20 protein-coding genes and 1 pseudogene are annotated in these 19,163 nt (G+C 46.6%); 9 read left to right on the top strand and 12 right to left on the bottom strand.

The window, feature by feature from the left end; genetic code table 11:
• Nucleotides 1-29: 29 nt before the first annotated feature.
• The 5 genes from FC96_RS06015 to FC96_RS05995 form a co-directional block, all read right to left on the bottom strand.
• A complete protein-coding gene (locus FC96_RS06015; protein ID WP_055679647.1) occupies nucleotides 30-419 on the bottom strand; it encodes a VOC family protein in 390 nt (129 codons plus the stop codon).
• Between the two features lie 10 nt (nucleotides 420-429).
• The gene (locus FC96_RS06010; RefSeq protein WP_235804729.1) at nucleotides 430-1,173 is read right to left on the bottom strand and encodes a DUF6198 family protein; all 744 of its coding nucleotides are present in this window, start codon (nucleotides 1,171-1,173) and stop codon (nucleotides 430-432) included.
• 34 nt (nucleotides 1,174-1,207) lie between these two features.
• On the bottom strand, nucleotides 1,208-2,209 hold the full coding sequence (locus FC96_RS06005; protein ID WP_056942363.1) for a zinc-dependent alcohol dehydrogenase family protein: 1,002 nt from the start codon (nucleotides 2,207-2,209) through the stop codon (nucleotides 1,208-1,210).
• Nucleotides 2,210-2,230: 21 nt separating this feature from the next.
• Entirely contained in the window at nucleotides 2,231-3,106 is an 876-nt protein-coding gene (scrK, locus tag FC96_RS06000; RefSeq protein ID WP_056942362.1) for a fructokinase ScrK, read from the bottom strand.
• 465 nt (nucleotides 3,107-3,571) lie between these two features.
• On the bottom strand, nucleotides 3,572-4,384 hold the full coding sequence (locus FC96_RS05995) for a DNA/RNA non-specific endonuclease (RefSeq protein ID WP_056942361.1): 813 nt from the start codon (nucleotides 4,382-4,384) through the stop codon (nucleotides 3,572-3,574).
• A 311-nt stretch (nucleotides 4,385-4,695) separates the two neighbouring features.
• On the opposite strand from FC96_RS05995, the gene FC96_RS05990 reads away from it, so the two are divergent.
• Nucleotides 4,696-5,244, top strand: coding sequence for a hypothetical protein (locus FC96_RS05990; RefSeq protein ID WP_056942360.1), 549 nt, complete (start codon nucleotides 4,696-4,698; stop codon nucleotides 5,242-5,244).
• Nucleotides 5,245-5,340: 96 nt separating this feature from the next.
• Nucleotides 5,341-6,186, top strand: a complete 846-nt coding sequence (locus FC96_RS05985) for a hypothetical protein (RefSeq protein ID WP_055679645.1) — start codon at nucleotides 5,341-5,343, stop codon at nucleotides 6,184-6,186.
• Nucleotides 6,187-6,335: 149 nt separating this feature from the next.
• Here FC96_RS05985 and FC96_RS12720 read toward each other — a convergent pair whose 3' ends face one another.
• Together FC96_RS12720 and FC96_RS05980 are read right to left on the bottom strand one after the other, a co-directional pair.
• Entirely contained in the window at nucleotides 6,336-6,467 is a 132-nt protein-coding gene (locus FC96_RS12720; protein WP_162253149.1) for an AAA family ATPase, read from the bottom strand.
• Nucleotides 6,468-6,820: 353 nt separating this feature from the next.
• Nucleotides 6,821-7,480 (bottom strand): DUF5710 domain-containing protein, encoded by a 660-nt coding sequence (locus FC96_RS05980; RefSeq protein WP_056942359.1) that lies wholly within the window; start codon nucleotides 7,478-7,480, stop codon nucleotides 6,821-6,823.
• Between the two features lie 203 nt (nucleotides 7,481-7,683).
• Between FC96_RS05980 and FC96_RS05975 the strand changes: the two genes are divergently transcribed.
• Nucleotides 7,684-7,977: an ArsR/SmtB family transcription factor gene (locus FC96_RS05975; protein WP_338055561.1), complete on the top strand. Its 294-nt coding sequence runs from the start codon at nucleotides 7,684-7,686 to the stop codon at nucleotides 7,975-7,977.
• 94 nt (nucleotides 7,978-8,071) lie between these two features.
• Entirely contained in the window at nucleotides 8,072-9,235 is a 1,164-nt protein-coding gene (locus tag FC96_RS05970; RefSeq protein WP_055679643.1) for an MFS transporter, read from the top strand.
• A 219-nt stretch (nucleotides 9,236-9,454) separates the two neighbouring features.
• On the opposite strand, the gene FC96_RS05965 is transcribed toward FC96_RS05970, so the two are convergent.
• Entirely contained in the window at nucleotides 9,455-10,939 is a 1,485-nt protein-coding gene (locus FC96_RS05965; protein ID WP_082593373.1) for a metallophosphoesterase family protein, read from the bottom strand.
• Between the two features lie 117 nt (nucleotides 10,940-11,056).
• On the opposite strand from FC96_RS05965, the gene FC96_RS05960 reads away from it, so the two are divergent.
• From FC96_RS05960 to FC96_RS05945, 4 genes are all read left to right on the top strand, one after another.
• Entirely contained in the window at nucleotides 11,057-12,400 is a 1,344-nt protein-coding gene (locus FC96_RS05960; RefSeq protein ID WP_056942357.1) for a hypothetical protein, read from the top strand.
• Between the two features lie 98 nt (nucleotides 12,401-12,498).
• Nucleotides 12,499-13,644, top strand: coding sequence for an NADH-dependent flavin oxidoreductase (locus FC96_RS05955; protein ID WP_056942356.1), 1,146 nt, complete (start codon nucleotides 12,499-12,501; stop codon nucleotides 13,642-13,644).
• A gap of 70 nt (nucleotides 13,645-13,714) precedes the next feature.
• Nucleotides 13,715-13,987, top strand: coding sequence for a hypothetical protein (locus FC96_RS05950; RefSeq protein WP_056942355.1), 273 nt, complete (start codon nucleotides 13,715-13,717; stop codon nucleotides 13,985-13,987).
• A gap of 238 nt (nucleotides 13,988-14,225) precedes the next feature.
• Nucleotides 14,226-14,516 (top strand): hypothetical protein, encoded by a 291-nt coding sequence (locus tag FC96_RS05945; RefSeq protein WP_056942354.1) that lies wholly within the window; start codon nucleotides 14,226-14,228, stop codon nucleotides 14,514-14,516.
• Here the strand turns inward: FC96_RS05945 and FC96_RS05940 are convergent, their stop codons facing one another.
• Nucleotides 14,517-14,954, bottom strand: a complete 438-nt coding sequence (locus FC96_RS05940) for a GNAT family N-acetyltransferase (protein ID WP_056942353.1) — start codon at nucleotides 14,952-14,954, stop codon at nucleotides 14,517-14,519.
• Nucleotides 14,955-15,359: 405 nt separating this feature from the next.
• On the opposite strand from FC96_RS05940, the gene FC96_RS05935 reads away from it, so the two are divergent.
• Nucleotides 15,360-16,640 (top strand): homoserine dehydrogenase, encoded by a 1,281-nt coding sequence (locus FC96_RS05935; protein WP_055679638.1) that lies wholly within the window; start codon nucleotides 15,360-15,362, stop codon nucleotides 16,638-16,640.
• 117 nt (nucleotides 16,641-16,757) lie between these two features.
• On the opposite strand, the gene FC96_RS05930 is transcribed toward FC96_RS05935, so the two are convergent.
• The 3 genes and pseudogenes from FC96_RS05930 to FC96_RS05925 all read right to left on the bottom strand — a co-directional run bounded on the left by FC96_RS05930 (nucleotide 16,758) and on the right by FC96_RS05925 (nucleotide 19,144).
• Nucleotides 16,758-17,303, bottom strand: a complete 546-nt coding sequence (locus tag FC96_RS05930) for an XRE family transcriptional regulator (RefSeq protein ID WP_235804733.1) — start codon at nucleotides 17,301-17,303, stop codon at nucleotides 16,758-16,760.
• A gap of 15 nt (nucleotides 17,304-17,318) precedes the next feature.
• A pseudogene (locus FC96_RS13170) lies at nucleotides 17,319-17,480 on the bottom strand (helix-turn-helix transcriptional regulator); the annotation flags it as partial.
• Nucleotides 17,481-17,749: 269 nt separating this feature from the next.
• On the bottom strand, nucleotides 17,750-19,144 hold the full coding sequence (locus FC96_RS05925; protein WP_056942351.1) for an FAD-binding oxidoreductase: 1,395 nt from the start codon (nucleotides 19,142-19,144) through the stop codon (nucleotides 17,750-17,752).
• Nucleotides 19,145-19,163 lie beyond the last annotated feature (19 nt).

The following is a 19,163-nucleotide window of genomic DNA, read 5'->3' as shown; positions in this document are numbered from 1 at the left end:
CTAAATTGCTTTAATCGTTCGTTACTCGATTACAAAATTTGACAAAATTCAATCGTTTCCTGATTAGGGCCCAAAATGTTAAAGAATCGAATGCCGTTATCCCAAAAACTGGGAATTGACTGAATCTCAGTGTTGACCAAGGTCAGACCCTGTTTCTTAGCAGCTGCAAAGGCCGCCTCAACATCAGTGGTATTTAACGAAATATGGTTAATTGCGCCCGCCTTTTTAGCGGTTGGATCACCAGTCCACGTCTCGATCGTTAGGTTTCCTAACCGCATGAACGCACAGTGTTCCTGCCCGTTTGGAAACAGTCCCGCTTGTTCAAAACCAAGCCCTTTATAAAATGCAATGGTGCTGTCCAAATCATCCGTGGGAATGCCCACGTGTTGGATACCCGTAATATACTCATTAATCGCCATTTTTCTCCTCCTACTTACCGGTCTCTGATTCACCAACGTCAACGGCTTGATGTTTCAGCCGCGGGAAGATGGCTTTATCGGCGATTCCAGTAATGCCGCCTTGGAATAGCAGGGCAAATATTGTCCCGAGCCCAAAGTTTGTAAATTGACGCGTCACCGCAAACGCGATGATGGCCAAAACGGTCGGTGGCACGTATGACACCCACATGGCCACGTTCGCATTCCCCTTAAAATACTTAAACCGTAAAACCTGCATCAAGTCATCAGCAGGGTGTAACACCAAGTTGACCCGCTGGTAGATTGAGATAGCCGTCGCAATCATCGCAACCCCAAAGAAGTTCAATAATACATAGAAGATGACCATGCCCGGCGTCTTAGCATCCGGGAACCCGGCAAACAGGCTGGGATACTTCCCCATGAAAAAGTCTTCAAAGACCTGAATCAGAAACGAGAACGGCACCATGAAAATCAAGTTTCCAAGGGCCCGACCCCATTCCCATTTTCCGATCAAAATGGCGTTTAACACCGTTGTTAAAACCCCAATAATCAAAAAGGTCCAAAACAAGTTCCAATTGATGGCTGTCGCAAAATTGGCTTCAGCCGCCGTCCAGTACGCTGACCCCAGATAAGACGGATGGATTTTCGAGCTGGTCACCAGTGTAATGACGTTACCAGCGGAGTTAATCACTAACGACAACGCAAAGTATGCGATGGACTTGCTCATTGAGATGGTCCGACCAGTTGCTGTCGACATTGTAGCACCTCCCGCTTCACTCGCAGTTCGCATGTTAGTCACCTACTTTAACAACGGCCTTGCTGACGTTTTCAATGCGACCGTTCAAGAAGTCTTCAACGGTGTCAAAGGTCAGTTCGTGACTAATCAAAGTATCGACATCCAACTTACCGCTGGATAAGAGTGCCAATGAGTCTTCAAAAGCGTGGGGGTTAATAAACGAACCTTGGATCGTCAATTGCTTTTGGAAAACTTCGTACGTGTTCATTGAGAAGGTTTGATCAGGTGCACCAACCCCGTACATTAACACTTGAGCGCCCTTCCGCGTTGCTGAAACTGCCATTTCTTGAGTGACCGGTGCACCGACGGCTTCGATCACAACGTCGTAGTCAGCAGGAATGTCGTCGACACCAGACTTGTAAGTGTTCACGACGCCAAATTTTTCTTTGTTCAAAGCCATTCGTTCGTCGTTCAAACCGGCTAAATCAACTTGGTGAACCCCATAGGCTTGGAGAATTTGAACAAACAATTGACCCATGAAGCCGTCACCGATGACTAGCGCTTTTTGATACGGCGTTAATTTTAACAACTTAATTCCGTGAACCGCACAAGAAATAGGTTCCGTGGTTGCCGCATCCTTCAATGACACGTTGTCCGGGATCCGGTAAACAACTGAAGCGGGTGCGGTAAATTGCTCCTCAAAGCCCCCGTTACGAGTAACCCCAACTGCAGACAGGTTATCGCAGAGTTCTGGACGTCCCGTCCGACAGTAGAAGCATTCGCCACAGTAGATGTTAGGGTCAACGGTCACGCGATCACCCTTCTTCACATTTTTAACTTCTGACCCAACTTCGGCCACCACTCCTGAATTTTCGTGACCCAACACGATTGGTGGAACGGCATCAGCGGAACCAGGCAATCCTTTGTATAGAGCGTGGTCAGTCCCACAAATTCCAGCATAAGCGGTGTTGATCAACACCTCGTTTGGCTTTAATTCTGGCGTCTTTAATTCTTCAACAGCCATCTTTTCAACTGCGGTTAATACTAATCCCTTCATCTTCAAAAGCTCCTTAATGCGTTATTTTTGTAATTCTTTGAGGGCAAGCGCGAAGTCGCCGACCGTCGCCGAGCCATTTTCCTTCACGTTTGGCATCACAATGTAGTGGTTCAAATCACCAACTTCAACATAGTGGTTCATCAACTCGTCAAACTGACTTCTGACCTTTTTGAGGAACGGTTCGCTAACCACACCACCACCAAAAACGATTTTGGCTGGCCGCAACGTTAGGGTGACCTGAATGGCTGCTTGCGCCACGTAAAAGGCCATGATGTCCCAGGTGTGGTCGCTCAGTGGCACGTCCTGTCCCTTTTTCCCGGTCCGAGCCTCAAACGTTGGCCCCGCCACTAATCCTTCTAGGCAATCACCGTGAAACGGGCAAATTCCTGGAAAATCAAGATCGTCAGGGTGCCGTTTGAGCCGAACGTGGCCCATCTCTGGATGACCCACATCCCCAATAAATTCGCCGTCCACAACAGCACCCGCACCGACACCAGTGCCAATTGTGTAATAAACTAACGAATCAATTTTCTCGTTAAACAGCGTTGACATCACATATTCCCCATATGCAGAGCCATTCACGTCCGTTGTCCAGCTAATGGGAAGGTCAAAATCCTGTTGAAGTCGGCCCACAAACGGGGTATCCTTCCATCCCGGCTTTGGTGTATTAGTAATGTAGCCGTAATCATCCGCATTCCGACGTAATTCGATTGGGCCAAAACTTGAGACCCCAATCGCTTGTAATTCTGGAAATTGTTTGAAGTAGTCGACGGTTTTTTGAAGTGTTTCCTCCGGAGTTGTGGTCGGGAACTGCACGCGATCTAAGATCCGGTAGTCCTCATTTCCAACTGCGCAAACAAACTTCGTTCCACCTGCTTCTACACTGCCTAACTGCATCGTAATGCCCCTCTCTGCAACCGAATCACATTCAAGTTAGTGAAATGTTTATCTAAGTCGCGTTTATTATGCTACTAATGGTAAGCGCTTACAGGAAATAGGGCAAGATAGTGAAATTCTTTGATCACTGAATAATTATGTTTTATTTTGATTATTTATCTATTTCCAGAAACACCATTAACTCTTGATACGATACCTGATTTGGCCGTTATTACTGACTAGTGGTTCTGAATAAAACCATATTTTGAATGAAATGTAATCGATTGCATTTTTCACAAAACTTTTTTTGAATTTTGCGATCTTTTTTTAACTCGGACCGGCCCTAGCTCGACGTAACCTAACTTATTTTTCACAAAGATTGGTTCCGTTCAATTCAGGGGCAACCCGTTCGGCAAATCCGACGGTTAAGCATAAAAAAAAGCTTATTCCGTGGGCGGATTGCCCATCTGGAATAAGCTTTTACGGCTAACTCGCCGCCTGTTTGGCACGGCCAGTCTGATAATCAATATTAGCGCCGGGTTGGATATTAAAAATATAAATGTTGAATCGAATCGATCTAGTTCGCAGCGACTCCGCTTGCATGTGCACCCCACGTGCTAGTAGTTCGGTCCCGCGAAAAACGGGTGTGACCTCGTAACGGACGTTATCGGTGGTTTCTCGCAGATAACTGGCAATTTTATTTTCATAAATCTCCATACCAGGACTGTTTAAGGATTGCGTGCCCGTCATGAGATTTTTTAAATTATTATTTTGGCCGGTCAGCTGGTACCCCAATAAATGACTACGGTTATACAGCCAAGTTGTCTCCCCTTTGTACCGAATTTTACGATTATGCCAACCCGTCGGATTCACGTACAGTGGCTCCCGCTTAGCTGTCGGCATCAATGATCGGTTCAACATGGCTGACGCGCCTGTGACCCGATTGAGGGAATCTAGATCCCCATAATGCGCCCACGCGCCATGACTCATACTGAGCTGAGCCTTCGTAAACGTTGGCTGATTTTCATTAACCAATACGGTTTGTTTACCTGAATAGTTTAACTTAGCTAACTGTTGGGTCCCTTTAGCCGTTGTCGTACCCGTATTCGCCGGGTTGGCCCCCTGCGTCACGGATCGCACAACCGAACTGGCTTCTTCCAGTAAGCTTCCCTTGTTTGAGGTCGAATAATGGCGGCCATCTACCGCTAACGCCCCAACAACCACAACAATGAAGATGACGAGATACCCTATAATAGACGATTGTTGATTTCGACGACCCGGTCGACGCTTTTTTGACATGCTGACAACTCCTCATCACTAATGTCTTCAATTTTACCAAGAAACATATGTTTGGTCTACTGGTAATTAGTGATTTCCCGCGGTCTAACCGCCTTGTTCCGCACTTTTCTTAATCCGGCTACTCAAGGCAAACCGCTACTGTGTAAGCAAAATAGCCAAAAACTCCAAACCCGGGAGTTTCCGCCTATTCCGCTTACACTCCGCGGTCTAACCGCCTTGTTCCGCACTTTTCTTTTTCACACTTTCTTAAAGTAAAAGCCACCTAGCTGTTACATGGATATGCTATACTAAAGCTATTGAGGTGATTGAAAATGAAGAAGTCCCAAACTCTACTACTAAGTCTAGTAGCCGTTCTTGCGCTGGTGCTAGCCGCCTGCGGGAATCAAAGTCAAGGGAACAAACAACACGAACAAGCGAGCTTTAAAAACGAACCCACTAGTACTAAACCCAGTGACGTTCAAAAAACGATTGAAGACAGCAACGCCCTTTGGTACGCTGCTGGCGGCGTTAATAAAAAGAGTGAATCCGGCATGGAAGCTTTTTATTTCAATAAAAACACCAACCGGGTCACCATCTATAATGTCACGAAGTATTACAAGTCATACAGCGCTGCAAAGAGTGCTAACGCGCTGAATAAGGAAGGCACCGTCCGCTACACGTTCAAGACCGATGCCAACAACCAAACGGTGATTAAGTTCGCCGGGAAGTTATCCGATATTCCAATGACGCAAACCATGACGTTTAAAGATACGACCACGGGTACCAACAACGCCACTAAGATTGGTCTTAGCGGCTACAAAGTTGTCCGTGATGTTGATTACGATAAGACGAACGCCGTCTTTGTTCAAGCTGATAACTAGTCTTTTAAACCCTTAACCCGCGACTTGACGGGTTAAGGGTTTTATTTTAGGCCCAATTAAGTTAAAGTAACTTTATCAATGAATGGAGGTCCCGGAATGTCAGATCAACAAAAGCCCGTCAATGCCTACCCCTACCAAGATAGTTTTGAAACCATGTTAGCGGGTCAAGACTTGGCGCCCATCACCATCACCGAATACCGTTCCGTACTAACGGACCTCTTCAACTATCTCAGCCTGTTTAACGTTGGCTACCAACGCGATCATCGCGTTGACAGCTTGTTTGACCGTGATATTGAGCAGTATCTCGGAATGGTTCTTAAGCAACGGCACATCACAAATGGCACTTACAACAAGCTTTTGTCCCATATCAACGTGTATTTTAAGTACCTATTCACTCATCAATTGATTAGCCAGTACCCCACTGTAACGTTGAAAGGGAAGTCCAAGGCCGACCTTCAGCCACCTGCTGTCAAATGGTTATACCTGCTACCTGAAATTTTAGCGGATCCGACCTTGAGTTTCTACACGCGACTGACACTGATGCTGATCCACCAAGGATTCACCGTCAGTGAACTCTTAACGCCCGGATTCTACCAACAGCTCGATCCCGCGACGTTTACCACTGATGAACAGCACTTCTGGCAGGCGTTTCAACAGTTCATTAAGCCCATTCAGGAGCGCCAAAAGACCGCCGATATCTTTCTCAAACAACGATTTTCTAACGACCCTCACCTCACCCTTCCTGGTTTGCACAAGTATCTAAAACCGGACGAAGCCAAGCTCGGAATGCCGCTGAGTCCCACCAAACTATACCAAAGTGTGGTTGTTGATTACCTGATGAACCATCCCAAAGTTGACGACCAAACCTTGGCCAGCCAATTCCGACTAGATCCCCAATCCATTGACTACTACCGAAAATTAGCACGGTCGGTGGCGGAATAATGTTTCACGTGAAACTTTACTAAGTTAAATATGAGAGACAAATGTTGATATGACGGCGTTAGTGGTACTGCTTTTTAGCAAAAAAATAAAAAATAACGAAAAAATCGGTTGGAACAATTACACGATCAGTAGCATTTACTGAGAACATCTTATTTAGTGCATTTAGCAGTGGTTTTACCAGCCCCGTTGCTACCAATCAGTGTCGTAATATTATCAAAACTGATGGTTGTCGGTTCTCCATAAGATCGAAATCCATCTATTATCAACTTCGTCAGCTTCATATTATTTCCTTCCATTAATCAATATTTTTAAAATTGGAGCTTAGTCTTTGTTATTACCAATTGCGTCGCGCAATTCCCTTTCCGTCTTATCGAGATACTCATTCACATAGCGACGATCCAACAAGTGGGTGACCTCTCAGAAGTGATTTGTGCTCCACATATACATCTGGATAATCTGACCCAATATGCACGTTCTAATTTGTCGCCCGTATCGTTGTGTGCTTTAACCGCCTTGGCAAAAAGTGCCTGTACCAGCTCAAAGTGATCAGCCATCCCCCGTCCAAGTGAACACAGTATGGCACAATTCTGGCAACTCCTTGTCGATGTTTCTTTTCACGTTGTCCACTAATATGTTAGTAATCGGCGATGACCATATTCGACTCGACGAATGAAACGCGGCTAAGAATATCTGTATTAGGTGAAATTCGAGAATCAATACTGTTAAATGGCAAAACATAATCACCATTGCCTAGGCGGACGCGCTCTATAACTAATGGCGTAGTGCTTTCGTAGAGAAATGGGGAATCTGGTTCATCGTAGAGAAAAAAATTCCCTTGAAGTGAAGTACAGTGTTCACAAACGTTCCCTAAGTATGCGTGTCCCTCAGTCTTGCTAAAAACACGTTTGATTGAACGTGTCCTTCGACCATATTCTACAAACTGCTGGGGCATGATAACGCTTGCGGTCTCCCAAGGAAACGAATAGACATCAAACCCTGAAAAATCGGTGATGGTGCCACCATCTTCGATATCAATGGTGTTTAACGCAGTAATCGTGGGTGAGGAGACATGGGTTTGCCTACCGCACTTCCAGCAAGTAACCACCCCTTGAATAATGCCTATAAAATCGGTAACAACAATTTCTCCAGGAATCCAATTTCTGAATTTATAGTAATACTTTCGGTTTGTGGCATACCATCTCTTTTTTCCTGCATCCCAATGCGCAAATAATTTTTTAACCTGATCTTTTTCAGAAAACGGCACTTTAAGCGCTAGGTAATCATTATTGGTCATGAAATATCCCTCCTAAAATAGTGATAGAAAATGAGCTGATTTCATTAATCGTAGTTTACCTCTTTTTTTCAGGTTGAACGACCTTATCATGATTCGCTGGCCGGATTAGTGCGAAGAATCATCAGTGCGAACATTGATTTTTAGCTCTCAAGTTTGTACTTCCACATATATGGAAATAAGTGTATACTCATTGCCAAGGAGTGATGTTCATGCATGACAATAGCTCTAGAGTGAAAATATTAAAGGCCTTGGCAGATGACGCGCGACTGGAAATCGTGCGAATATTGCACGCGACGCATCGCGAAATGGCTTGTGGTGAAATAAGTGATCTGATGGGCATCGCTAATTCGACGATCTCATATCACCTCCGTACTTTAAGGGAGGCTGGTCTCACTACCACCCGAAAAGATGCACAAAGTCGGCTAATCACCCTTCGGGAAGAGACATTCACGAAGTATATGCCCGGGTTCCTCGAATCACTCGAAATGGAAGATTGATTTAATGACGTCTGTATTTGACGACAGGCGTCAATATTTTTAGATTTTATTTCTAAATCTTTGGAAATACAGAAACAAGTATGGAGGGATATTCATGTCAGACAGATTATCAGTTAAGCAAAAATTAGTCGTGTTCGGCTTCTTCATTGCCGTTTTCATTGTTGGATTAGACTCATTCATTATTTCGCCGCTGTTGGCGACTATAGCTACTGAGCTGCACAGTTCAGTAACACAAATCGGCTTTGGTGTCACGATGTATGCCGTCTGTTACGCAGTAGGGGCGCCGATCATTGCACCATTCTCAGAACGATGGCCGCGTAAGCAAATGATTCTGCTCGGACTCAGCCTATTTATGTTAGCAACCGCTTTATGCGGCACTGCAACCTCGCTTTATCAATTCTGGGCATATCGTGCCTTGGCCGGGCTGGGCGCTGCCATGTTTACACCGAATGTTTACGCCTACATAGGTAGTCAATTCAGCCGTCAGCTTGTTGGGAAAATTATGGGTATCGTGATGTCAGCATTATCCTTATCGATTGCCATCGGCGTACCAACTGGTTCCTTTATCGCTGACTGGTTAAGCTGGAAATGGACCTTCTTTGTTTCAGCGGAACTTGCTTTTGTTTCAGTCGTGCTTATCGCCTTTCTGGTTACTCGTGACAATCGGTCAAACGTCATTTCTACTAATCCACTACAACATTATGTCAGAATATTGAAAAATCGGCGCGCGTGGTTAGGATTAGTGGCGATGTTACTGTGGATGTATGGCTTCTACGCGGTATACACTTACCTCGGCCTCTATGTAGAAACACAGTTTTCGCTTTCGGTCGGAGCGACTGGTCTGGTGTTTGTCGCGTATGGGGTTAGCAATTTCATTAGCAGTTTTACTGGTGGCTGGATTGGTAATTATCTGGGCATGAGGCGAGCAGTGACAGTTGCAGGAATCATCAGCATTCTAGCCTACTTAGGTCTTGGCATTGCATCTGGATTGGTGGCCTTCGTACTTGCGTTGGCCGTGCTTGCATTTGCTCAAGGGATCGGCGCACCACAACTAACAACCCACAACGCAACGGTACTGACTGAAAGCCGCACAACGATGACGTCCTTGAATAGTTCGTTTCTTTATCTTGGCCTAACCGTAGGGTCATCGCTAGGTGGCGTTCTCTATCAAAATTTATCTTTTCTAGCTGTGGGGACTAGCGCGGTCATAGCGACGCTACTAGCACTCTACATAAGCCGCATAATTATTAAACAATAGAATATGCAGACAGCAAAACGTCAGCAGGGAGCACCGGTCTCATTATTCGCTAACCTTTGTGGCCGTTTCGTATTGTTGGATTCTGTCTATTTGTGACATTTAACTCATTTAACACCTTGGGAAAACCAACTTAATCTTGTTTCACGTGAAACACTCCAACCCCTTTCCAAACCAAAAAAGTTCTAATCAGGTCGCGGCCAGATCAGAACTTTTTTGTCTTTAAAATGTAAATTTCCCCTTAAATCCACGCCAGTGCACCCGGCCCAAGAACCCCCTGCGGTTATGGTACCCGTAGCGAATTCGGTACAGTTCCCGGGTACTTGGATTGACTGAAAAAACATCCCACGCCTGTTCATAGCGGGTGTTAAATCGCCGTTTCAAGCGACCAAGCCCCCGGTCTGTGATGGCGCACGTACTAACAATCCAGTTGATTCCGTCTTGGTAGGCGTAGTCGTCAATGTGCGTATGGCCGGCCACTACTGCGATGAGGTTACCCGTACGCTGTTGATACTGCCGCAAAATAGCCCGGATCGCGTCCCCCTCATCCGCGCCACCACGCTGATTAGTGGCCGCAAATTCGTTGTAGTTCCCATGCCGGTCGAACGGCAGTCCGTGGGGCATAATGTGGGTAAAAACTAAGGCCATCTCATCGTCAGGTAACGCCGTTAACGTTTCTCGTAGCCAGGTTTGTTGGGCTGGCGAAAAATGCGTCCAACCGTGACGGAAATCGTACCGGGAACGGTATCCTGGCAAGTCATCCGGTTGGTCAAAACCGTCTAAGATAATCACATTAACCGGCGAATCTGGGACTTTATAGCGACCGTAGACCGCGTGATTGGCATTTGTCACCAGTCGGTTATCTAACAGCCCCGCAAAAGTGGCCCCTTTAATCTGGTTAGCTTCCGGGTTAGTGATAACCTGATCGTAGAACTGACTGTCAACGTCTCTAGCGTATCCCGAATTATCGTCATGGTTCCCCTGACTGATTAGGACCGGACGCTGGCTCAGTTGCAAAGCCGCCACCGCCTGTTTCATGTCCGTCAGTTCATAGCGTTTATCCACGACCCCATCAGTCAGGTCCCCATTGTGGACGATCAAGTCTAGCGCCGTATCCTTGGCGTAATAGCTAACAGTCTTGAGATAGTGCAAACTACGAGCGGTCGACGGGCTAGCATAGGAACTAAAATGGGTGTCCGTCAGGTGGGCAATCACGACGCTGTCCGGTTGTTGAACCCGGGCGATGGCTTGTTTCACGCGCTGAAGCTCGCGTTGCTCAACTTTGGTGGGCAGAAGCGGCCTTACCGCTTCCACTGTCATCGACTGACCACGATCAGCCACGTGCCGTTCAGAGCTGTAGGGCCAAATGCCCGCGAGTGGTTGCTTGGCGGCCGTATCAAGAACGCGGCCAGCGCGGTACCAGTTAACCCCACCGACCCGGCGTTTGCGAACCGATCGTGGTAGGTGCCCTCGGACCCGCTGATACGGAATATAGCGGCCGTCCGAAATCGCCCATAGCCAGCCTTCCCGAAAAAGCTTCCCCTGATAGGAAAAGACCAATCCGCGGTGAATTTTTTCAGCTGGGGCCCGAAACGTCGGCTCTGGTCGTGAAAAGACCCCGTTTTTAATAACGGTCATCTGCCCGTGGAGGGGCCAGGTTTGGTGGAGCAATGATAGTTGCTTTTGTGTTGTTTTTTCAGATATCATATAGCTATTATACCGAAATTCTAGGGATTGGACGTATCGTTTACCAAATTGAAGCCCCTTTGCAAATTGTCCCTCTTAATAACTTATGTTAAGCTAAGTTCATTAAGGGGGTTCATCATGAAAAGAAAACTTATAAAGGGTAGTCTTGCACTACTAATCGGCTTGGGAATCGCCTACGGAATCACCCAGGTTCCAGACGCATCGGCTTCTTATCGCGTCGTCAAACGCGTCAAACAGGAATTCCCATTTCCTGACTTTCATCAAAAGAATCGTGGTACAAATGTATACCTATGGAATCTTTCACATACCAAGCGGTTACATAATATGAAAAACTATCCACGAACAACATGGAGCCGAATCCAAACGGTTATTTTACAATCCGGTCAAAAAAAGGGCGTATACTATCAGATCAGTAATGGTCACGCAAATGGTTATGTCTGGCGAGGTTACTTAACTAGTGGGAAAAATCCCACTGCATCATACGTTCAAAATAGCGACGTTAACGTTCTTTACAGCAGTATCGCCAAAAAAGATTGGAACAAAGTAAACTCGGCAGAAAATTATACCTATGCGAAACCAAACCTGACTGGTATATCTTCATATGCGTCATTTGCTAAGAAACCAACAACCGCCCAAATCAATAAAGTTGTAGCTTTTATTAAAGCGACCAACAAAGCAGAAGGCATCACTGGAACTGGAACATTGACCGCTTCTTACAAGGGCTGGCAAAACTTTAGAATCGTGATGCGACCAGTCGCTTCCACAAAATCCCTCACAATGATTCCTTTTGTTGAATATATGGACAACCACTATGACGATATCGGAACTGGCTACGATGTTTCCGGAAATGAGTGGTATAGTGCCGGCAGCTTTCAGGCATTCTACGATGCAGCCACTGCTAAGAGCAGCAAAAGTTACGATTCAACCACTCAACCCGGGCCAACGGGCGACATCATCTATACCCCAGTCAGTTACGTTTTACCAAGCTATAGCTTGATGCGACGCTACCCGTACAATCGAGCGGATAAAATCTACACCCTTAAAAAGGGCTCGTTATCGGTTGTCCAAAACGGGCTCAATCTGGCCTACATTAAAACCACCAACATTTTGAAATTTCCCAATCGATTTCAGTACCGTTCTGGGATCGCCTATGGATTAACAGACCCAACAAGAACAACGTTAACTGTTGATACAAAGAAAGCGACCCATTACCGTTACATTGACACTAACATGCCGATCAGTTTTACAGATTTCACCTATGTCAATGGTAAATGGCAACAAAACTTTTACGCAGGGCTGTTGTCTGACCAAACGCCAATAAAGATTTACTTCCGCCGCGGCATTGGTGGCCAATCAAAAAACATATTACCGCCATATCCTGTAAGTCAAGGATCCGCCACAGCTGACAGTAACACGTTAAAAATACTCTATTCACCAGAAAGTCTCTGGCATCAATATTGACATCAACCCGTAAGCCGAGGTTTACGGGTTTTTGTTATGATAATCCTGAAATCCCCCAATAAGACGACTATAGTTAAGGAAAACAACATAGAAGGGATATGATCACTTTGACTTATCAATTTCTAGAACCGTACACGCTACGCAACGGCGTCACCATCGCTAACCGGGTCGCCATGTCACCCATGACTGAGCAATCCAGCTTCGAAGACGGTACCATCACCAACGACGAAATTGACTATTACCGGTTACGCGCGGGTGGCGTGGGGATGTTGATTACGGGCTGCGCCTACGTGAACCCCCTTGGTAAAGGATACGAAGGTGAGTTAAGTGCTGCTGACCGGTCCATGCTACCTGGCTTAAGTCGGCTGGCTCAGGGGATCAAAGCCGGGCCCACCAAGGCCATTTTACAAGTCTTCAGCGCTGGGCGAATGACCTCAACAGCGGTTTTACGTGGCCAGCAACCCGTCTCGGCTAGTGCGGTAGCCCCGTTACGGCCAAATGCCGAGACGCCGAGGGCATTAACAACCGCTGAAGTTGAACAGACCATTCAGGATTTCGCCAATGCAACGCAACTCGCGATTGACGCCGGCTTTGATGGGGTCGAACTCCACGGTGCCAATACGTATCTCATGCAGCAGTTCTTCAGCCCACATTCCAATCGCCGCACGGACCGGTTTGGCGGGTCGCTGTCAAAACGCATGACCTTCCCCCTCGCCGTCGTCGATGCTTGCGCCAATGTCATTGCCAAGGCGGATCGGCCGTTTATTCTTGGGTACCGGATTTCTCCTGAAGAACGGGAAGAACCCGGCATTCGCTTGGCAGACACCCTTGAATTAATCAAACTCCTCAACTATAAACCAATTGACTACCTCCACATCTCACTTGCCGATGCCTGGGCGGGATCCATCGTTGACCGATCAGAGGCCACGCCGATTTTCCAAAAAATCCAAGCCGTTGTCGCTGACGACTTGCCACTCATGGTAGTCGGTCACTTGGCCACCCCGTCGCAAGTGGAACAGCTCATGAGCGACGGCGTCCAATTTGCAGCGTTGGGGCGCGAACTTATTCGTGAGCCAAAGTGGGTGCAAAAAGTAATTGCTGGCGACGAAAGGGCCATCCGGTATACCTTCTCTCTTGCTGACTTAGACGAATTAAAGGTCACCCCGCCACTCTTGCATTTCCTGCGAACAACCTTCAAAAAAGGATTCCCACTTTCCACTGATGAGCAACAGCTCAAGCTTTAAAATTTTAGGATTAATCCGCAGTCAATTAACCGTTTTTAAGGTATCATGGAGAAAAGGAGCGTGATTTTTAATGTCTAAGAAGAAAGTTGCATTGAATTTACTTGATGACTTAGTTCAAGATGGCACTGCCATCGTCGAGGTCAACCCCTGGCTAATTCCGGCTACTGTTGCTGTGGCTACCGTCCCCGTTGCGGTATGGATTGCCAGCCGAGCCCGCACCCGAAACCTCAAAAAACAACTCCAAATTGAACGGGAGCGCACAAAGCAACTAATGCTCCAACAAGAAGGCGGTCACCATCATCACCACCGCGGACGGGCCGTTCCTAAACAGTTGGCAGAATAATCAGAAATAGCAACATCAAAAATGGCGTTTTGACGAATTAGAAATCGATTTTTAGATTTCTATTCTATCAAAACGCCATTTTCGTGAAATAAAATCAAATTTGCTGGCGACGGCCTAATCAAAAATAGGCTCGCTGGCTATTTTTCCATCACACCATTATTCGCGTGACAACTAAGCAGTCTAACCAACCACCCTGCGTTATGCTACAATATCAGTGTTTTCCAGAAAGGAGGCCGCTATGGTCAAACGATACCGCCGCATTTTAGTGACAATCAACCATCCCGATTCAACCGAGGCGATGATTCTTCGCGATATTTTATACGTTCACGCCGATCGTGAACCGAACCGTTCCGCGTACGGATCACTGTATGTTCGTAAGAATTTTGCCAAATACAATCGAGCGACGACGTTCACCTTGGAGGATAAGGACGGCCAACGCATGACGTTCAACACGGATGAATACCAGCTTGGCCGCGTCATGTTTAATAAAAAGTTTGTATCGGCCCCACTAGCAGACCTAAATCATTAACTACCGATACCAATACCGTTCCTCATGCGTGTCCTTCAACGTATAGTTGTTTGGGACAGCGAACCGGTCTTCACGAATAATCTCAAAGCCCTCACGCCGGTAAAAAATTAGGGCGTTTTCATTTGTCGTCACACACTTCAGCGTCATAGGTGCGGTGGCTTGCTGACGCATGGCCTCAATCAGGGCATGACCAACGCCGCAACGTTGATGTTTCGGACTCACAAAGAGTAGATGAATAAAGTTTTCCAACCGGTAAAAGGAAATAAACCCGGCAATTTCACCATCAATTTCAGCCACGAGCACTAGTTCATGATTGGAATCGCGCTCAAAATCAGCTAATTCCGGCTGTGCCACCCAAGGGAAAAAACGTTGTCGGTCTACTAAATAAATGTCGGCAACCGCTGGCCTATCTGCCGCTGTTAACTCACGGATGATCATCGTGCTTCCCCCTTGTTTTTAAACTGATTATAGCACGCCCACCCCGCTAAGATGGCTTTCGGCAATTAACGGATTCTCTGATTTAACTTATAATATAAATTAAATATAAATTATCTACGCCTGGAAATTCCAAATTTAACGTGAATTTCCTGTTAAAATGCGTTATAGTAACCCTATACCAAATAACCTACACAACCAATCTACAACTGCTTAAGCCCCTAACCAAGGCATAAGTAGTCTTCCAAACCACCACAGATTAATTTCTGTGGTGGTTTATTTTATTTCTAATTATCTATATAAGATTGTAAAAACTATTCTCGATTCTATTTCTAATAGTTTCCTCATACTGATCTCTTCTGATATACTTAGCTCAATGCTATTTGAAACGAAAGAGGTTAGTCTATCATGGAAGATATTAAAATCGGATTAGTCGGGCTCGGAACCGTCGGCAGTGGCGTGCTCCAAATGTTGACCAGCAACCAGGATAAAATCGCCAATATTACCGGTCGATCCCTGACCGTCAAGACGATTGTGGTGCATAACATCGATAAACCGCGAACCGTCGACTTAACGGGGATTCAACTCACAAGTGATTTAAACGCCATTATGGACGACCCCGAGATTCAAATCGTGGTGGAAGTCATGGGTGGCATTCACCCGGCCAAAGAAATTATTACCCAACTACTACAAGCTGGCAAGCACGTCGTCACAGCTAACAAAGACCTCATTGCGAACGCCGGCGAGGAACTGGCCACCACCGCGCGTGATACCCACACTGACCTCATGTATGAAGCGAGTGTCGCGGGCGGCATTCCTATTTTGCGAACCATCGTGAATAGTTTTGCTGCCGACCATATTTTAGAAGTTAAAGGAATCGTGAACGGCACCACCAACTACATTTTGACCCAGATGCAACAACACGGGCGGTCCTACGAAGAAGCCCTGCAACAGGCTCAGAAACTGGGCTTCGCTGAGGCCGACCCAACCAACGATGTGGCCGGCATTGACGCCGCCTACAAGATGATCATTCTCAGTCAGTTTGCCTTCGGCACCCAACTTAGCCTCGATAAAATGGCCGTCACTGGGATCGATAACGTTCAACTCGATGACGTGACCCAGGCCGCCGAATTAGGTTACACCGTCAAGCTACTCGGCGTCGCTAAACGCATTGACGACGGTGTCTTTGCTGAAGTTGCCCCCGTTTTGGTCCCATCTGACCACCCGCTCGCAACAATTAATAACGAAAATAATGCTGTGATGGTAACGGGCCAGGCCGTGGGAGAAACTTTATTTTACGGCCCAGGTGCCGGTGGTCTACCCACCGCTAATAGTGTGTTGAGCGACATTATATCGGAGTCCAAAAATATCGCACTAGGCACGACTGGTAACGGGTTTAATAACTATCAGACTCAGACCCAGTACGCGGACCCAGCCGACATTCTTTACCCCTACTACCTTTCCCTGTCGATGCCTGACATCCCGGGCCAAATGCTCAAGCTCACCCAGATTATGACCAACATTGGGGCTAGTTTCAAACAAATTGTCCAAACTGACGGTCCCGAACAACGGGCAAAGGTGATGGTCATTACGCACGCTATGTCAAAGGCTCAGCTAGCCGAGTTAAAGATCCAACTCGCAGCAACCGACGATGTGACGTTGTTGGCCGCTTATAAGGTATTGGATTAGAGTCTGACCCCTTTACTACCTGACTGTATTCAAAAACGCCCTCATCAGGGCGTTTTTTTAATTTACCAATTAAAATCTAAAACAATAGAACGTGGCAACCGCCATCTCCTCAGTCGATCACTCTTCCGACAGATCTTGAATCGTGTCGGAAACGTGAATCTGATGCTGAAACAGTTTGTAGTCTGGCGTATTCTTGGTCTTTAACAACGTCTCCAATCCTTTTAGATTACTAACATATGCTTTACTCAGATAAGTTCGGGGAACAATTCTGGCCTCTTTAACAAAACTCCCTTTGTGGTAGGCCATGACATACGGGTCTTTGAGGCCCGGGTTTTCTCCCGTGGTTAGGGTCAACTTTGTCCACTCATTTCCCATCGGGCTATCAGTAAACCAAGCGGTCCAGTAGCCATCCGTTTTTTTATTTCGCGGACTAATTTCTGAGCTACTAGGGAGCTTTGTGTACCCCACCTCATAGGACAAAAAAGGATTAATCCGGTCGATTGTATCAATCCCTTGATAATATCCAAACAATAACAGACCAATACCCGCGACGGTTAATGTCAGTAGGCTTGCTAGGCTAATCGTCCAAAAACGATAGCGCTTCTTTAAGTTAACATCATGGTCAATTTTTTTGGCCACAGAGTGTCGGTTTACTTTGTCCACTTTTGTTTCCTCCCCAAATAATAGTTTTTCGAGTGGCTCGTTGAAAAGTTGACTTAAGGTGTGTAAAGTCTCCAGGTTAGGCCTATTTTTACCTGTCTCCCAAGTTGATACTGTTTGGCGAGTCACATGTAACTTTTGTGCTAAATCTTCCTGTGTTAACCCGGCTTGGTGTCGCATCATCCTTAAATCATCTTTAAAACTCAACTCACACGCCTCCTAAAAACTGTACATGGGGATCTCAGGTAATACTAGCAAGTATCAAACGCATTTGTCACGCAAATCATACTTGCTAATCTCCTATTAGATCAAATGCCCGAGAGACTTCATCCGAAATATTTATTTTCCCATGCTGTCTCATCACTTTCGTATTTCCCGGGAAATTACTCCCAATCAAAAACCGCCACCCAACAATATCGGGTGACGGCAGAATCATCTCATCTTCGAGTCTAATTAATCTTGCGCTTTGGGTTCAAAATGCCCATTGGGTCAAAGAGGTCCTTAATTTGGTGTTGAATCATATCAACATCAAATCCTAGTTCCGCGTTCGTCCACTGATTCTTCAGCATCCCCACGGCGTGTTCACCCGAAATGGTACCATCGAGTTCCAGTGCTTTTTTCAGCAATCGGCGAGTGGCTTCCAGAACTTTAGCCGGTGGTTCCGGTTGATCCTTTGGCCATAAGAGACTTGGATGGACATTGCCATCTCCCGCATGACCAGCCGTGTAAATATCCACGTCAAGTTCTTCGGCCACTTGGTTCACGTAGTCAACCATTTCAGCCAGCTTCGATAGCGGCACGGCCATGTCTTCCATAATGTGGTTACCGTGTGCAAATACGGCTGGTAACATGTCTTGACGCAACTTTTCAAGGGCTTTTTTCTCGGTCTCATCAGAGGTCACGTGAACGTGCTTTGCCTCATGATCATTAAGGATCTTCTCAGCAACGTCTAGGGCTTCCTGACCACCCGCATCTAACCGGAAAATCAGCATCGCGTCGTTTCCTTCCGCATAGTGGGTACCTTCATACTCATCCAACGCCGCCGTTGTTTTCCCGTCTAGCGCTTCCAGCATGACCGGGTAAATGCCCGACATCCGCAAGTCCTTAACTGTCGCGGCCAATGCCGCCATATCAGGGAAAAAGGCACTTCCCATGACCGAGGTCCCCAACGGAATTGGGAACAGCTTAACGGTGATTTCAGTCACGATGCCAAGCGTCCCTTCACTGCCAACAAAGAGGTGGGTCAGGTCGTAGCCAAAGGCCTGCTTGTAGGTTCGTCCACCAATCTTAATCTCTCTGCCATCCGCCAAAACTACCTTTAATCCCAGCACGGAATCACGAGTAGCCCCGTATTTAACCGTGCTCATACCACCCGCGTTGGTGCCGACATTCCCACCAACTGATGAAAATGGCTTAGAACCAGGGTCTGGTGCGTAAAACATCCCGTGTTCGCGCGCTGCCTTATCGAGGTCCCCATTGACCACGCCGGGTTCAACCACTGCGACCCCATCATCCGGGCTGATTTCTTTAATCGTCGTCATGTTTGCCGTTGATAAAATCAACCCACCATCAATGCCGTCAGCCCCAATCACCGTTGAGCTATCAGCGGTCTGAGGAACAACTGGTAAATGAAATCTGCGGGCCGTTTTCAGCACGCCTTTAATATCATCAACATCGGAAACAGCGACGTACGCTAGAATTTTGCCATCAATTTCACTAGCCGCACGACCGTTTGCTGAGTATTTCTGAGTCACTGCATCATCCACGTGGATGTCGGCATGCGGTGCTTGGGCCTTTAAGTAGCTGATTTTTTCATCATTTGTGTAAGCATCAAAAGTCATCATTGTCGTATCACGCTTTCCT

The sequence above is a fragment of the Secundilactobacillus kimchicus JCM 15530 genome, from assembly GCF_001433995.1.
Taxonomy (GTDB): domain Bacteria; phylum Bacillota; class Bacilli; order Lactobacillales; family Lactobacillaceae; genus Secundilactobacillus; species Secundilactobacillus kimchicus.
The sequence above is the reverse complement of the archived record's forward strand: the minus strand, read 5'-3'. Positions and strand labels throughout refer to the sequence as shown.

What these genes read in the sequence shown, in the direction of transcription:
- FC96_RS06015 (WP_055679647.1), bottom strand. Translation starts at nt 419, where the DNA reads ATGGCGATTAATGAGTATATTACGGGTATCCAACACGTGGGCATTCCC.
- FC96_RS06010 (WP_235804729.1), bottom strand. Translation starts at nt 1,173, where the DNA reads ATGTCGACAGCAACTGGTCGGACCATCTCAATGAGCAAGTCCATCGCA.
- FC96_RS06005 (WP_056942363.1), bottom strand. Translation starts at nt 2,209, where the DNA reads ATGAAGGGATTAGTATTAACCGCAGTTGAAAAGATGGCTGTTGAAGAA.
- scrK (WP_056942362.1), bottom strand. Translation starts at nt 3,106, where the DNA reads ATGCAGTTAGGCAGTGTAGAAGCAGGTGGAACGAAGTTTGTTTGCGCA.
- FC96_RS05995 (WP_056942361.1), bottom strand. Translation starts at nt 4,384, where the DNA reads ATGTCAAAAAAGCGTCGACCGGGTCGTCGAAATCAACAATCGTCTATT.
- FC96_RS05990 (WP_056942360.1), top strand. Translation starts at nt 4,696, where the DNA reads ATGAAGAAGTCCCAAACTCTACTACTAAGTCTAGTAGCCGTTCTTGCG.
- FC96_RS05985 (WP_055679645.1), top strand. Translation starts at nt 5,341, where the DNA reads ATGTCAGATCAACAAAAGCCCGTCAATGCCTACCCCTACCAAGATAGT.
- FC96_RS12720 (WP_162253149.1), bottom strand. Translation starts at nt 6,467, where the DNA reads ATGAAGCTGACGAAGTTGATAATAGATGGATTTCGATCTTATGGAGAA.
- FC96_RS05980 (WP_056942359.1), bottom strand. Translation starts at nt 7,480, where the DNA reads ATGACCAATAATGATTACCTAGCGCTTAAAGTGCCGTTTTCTGAAAAA.
- FC96_RS05975 (WP_338055561.1), top strand. Translation starts at nt 7,684, where the DNA reads ATGTTCATGCATGACAATAGCTCTAGAGTGAAAATATTAAAGGCCTTG.
- FC96_RS05970 (WP_055679643.1), top strand. Translation starts at nt 8,072, where the DNA reads ATGTCAGACAGATTATCAGTTAAGCAAAAATTAGTCGTGTTCGGCTTC.
- FC96_RS05965 (WP_082593373.1), bottom strand. Translation starts at nt 10,939, where the DNA reads ATGATATCTGAAAAAACAACACAAAAGCAACTATCATTGCTCCACCAA.
- FC96_RS05960 (WP_056942357.1), top strand. Translation starts at nt 11,057, where the DNA reads ATGAAAAGAAAACTTATAAAGGGTAGTCTTGCACTACTAATCGGCTTG.
- FC96_RS05955 (WP_056942356.1), top strand. Translation starts at nt 12,499, where the DNA reads ATGATCACTTTGACTTATCAATTTCTAGAACCGTACACGCTACGCAAC.
- FC96_RS05950 (WP_056942355.1), top strand. Translation starts at nt 13,715, where the DNA reads ATGTCTAAGAAGAAAGTTGCATTGAATTTACTTGATGACTTAGTTCAA.
- FC96_RS05945 (WP_056942354.1), top strand. Translation starts at nt 14,226, where the DNA reads ATGGTCAAACGATACCGCCGCATTTTAGTGACAATCAACCATCCCGAT.
- FC96_RS05940 (WP_056942353.1), bottom strand. Translation starts at nt 14,954, where the DNA reads ATGATCATCCGTGAGTTAACAGCGGCAGATAGGCCAGCGGTTGCCGAC.
- FC96_RS05935 (WP_055679638.1), top strand. Translation starts at nt 15,360, where the DNA reads ATGGAAGATATTAAAATCGGATTAGTCGGGCTCGGAACCGTCGGCAGT.
- FC96_RS05925 (WP_056942351.1), bottom strand. Translation starts at nt 19,144, where the DNA reads ATGATGACTTTTGATGCTTACACAAATGATGAAAAAATCAGCTACTTA.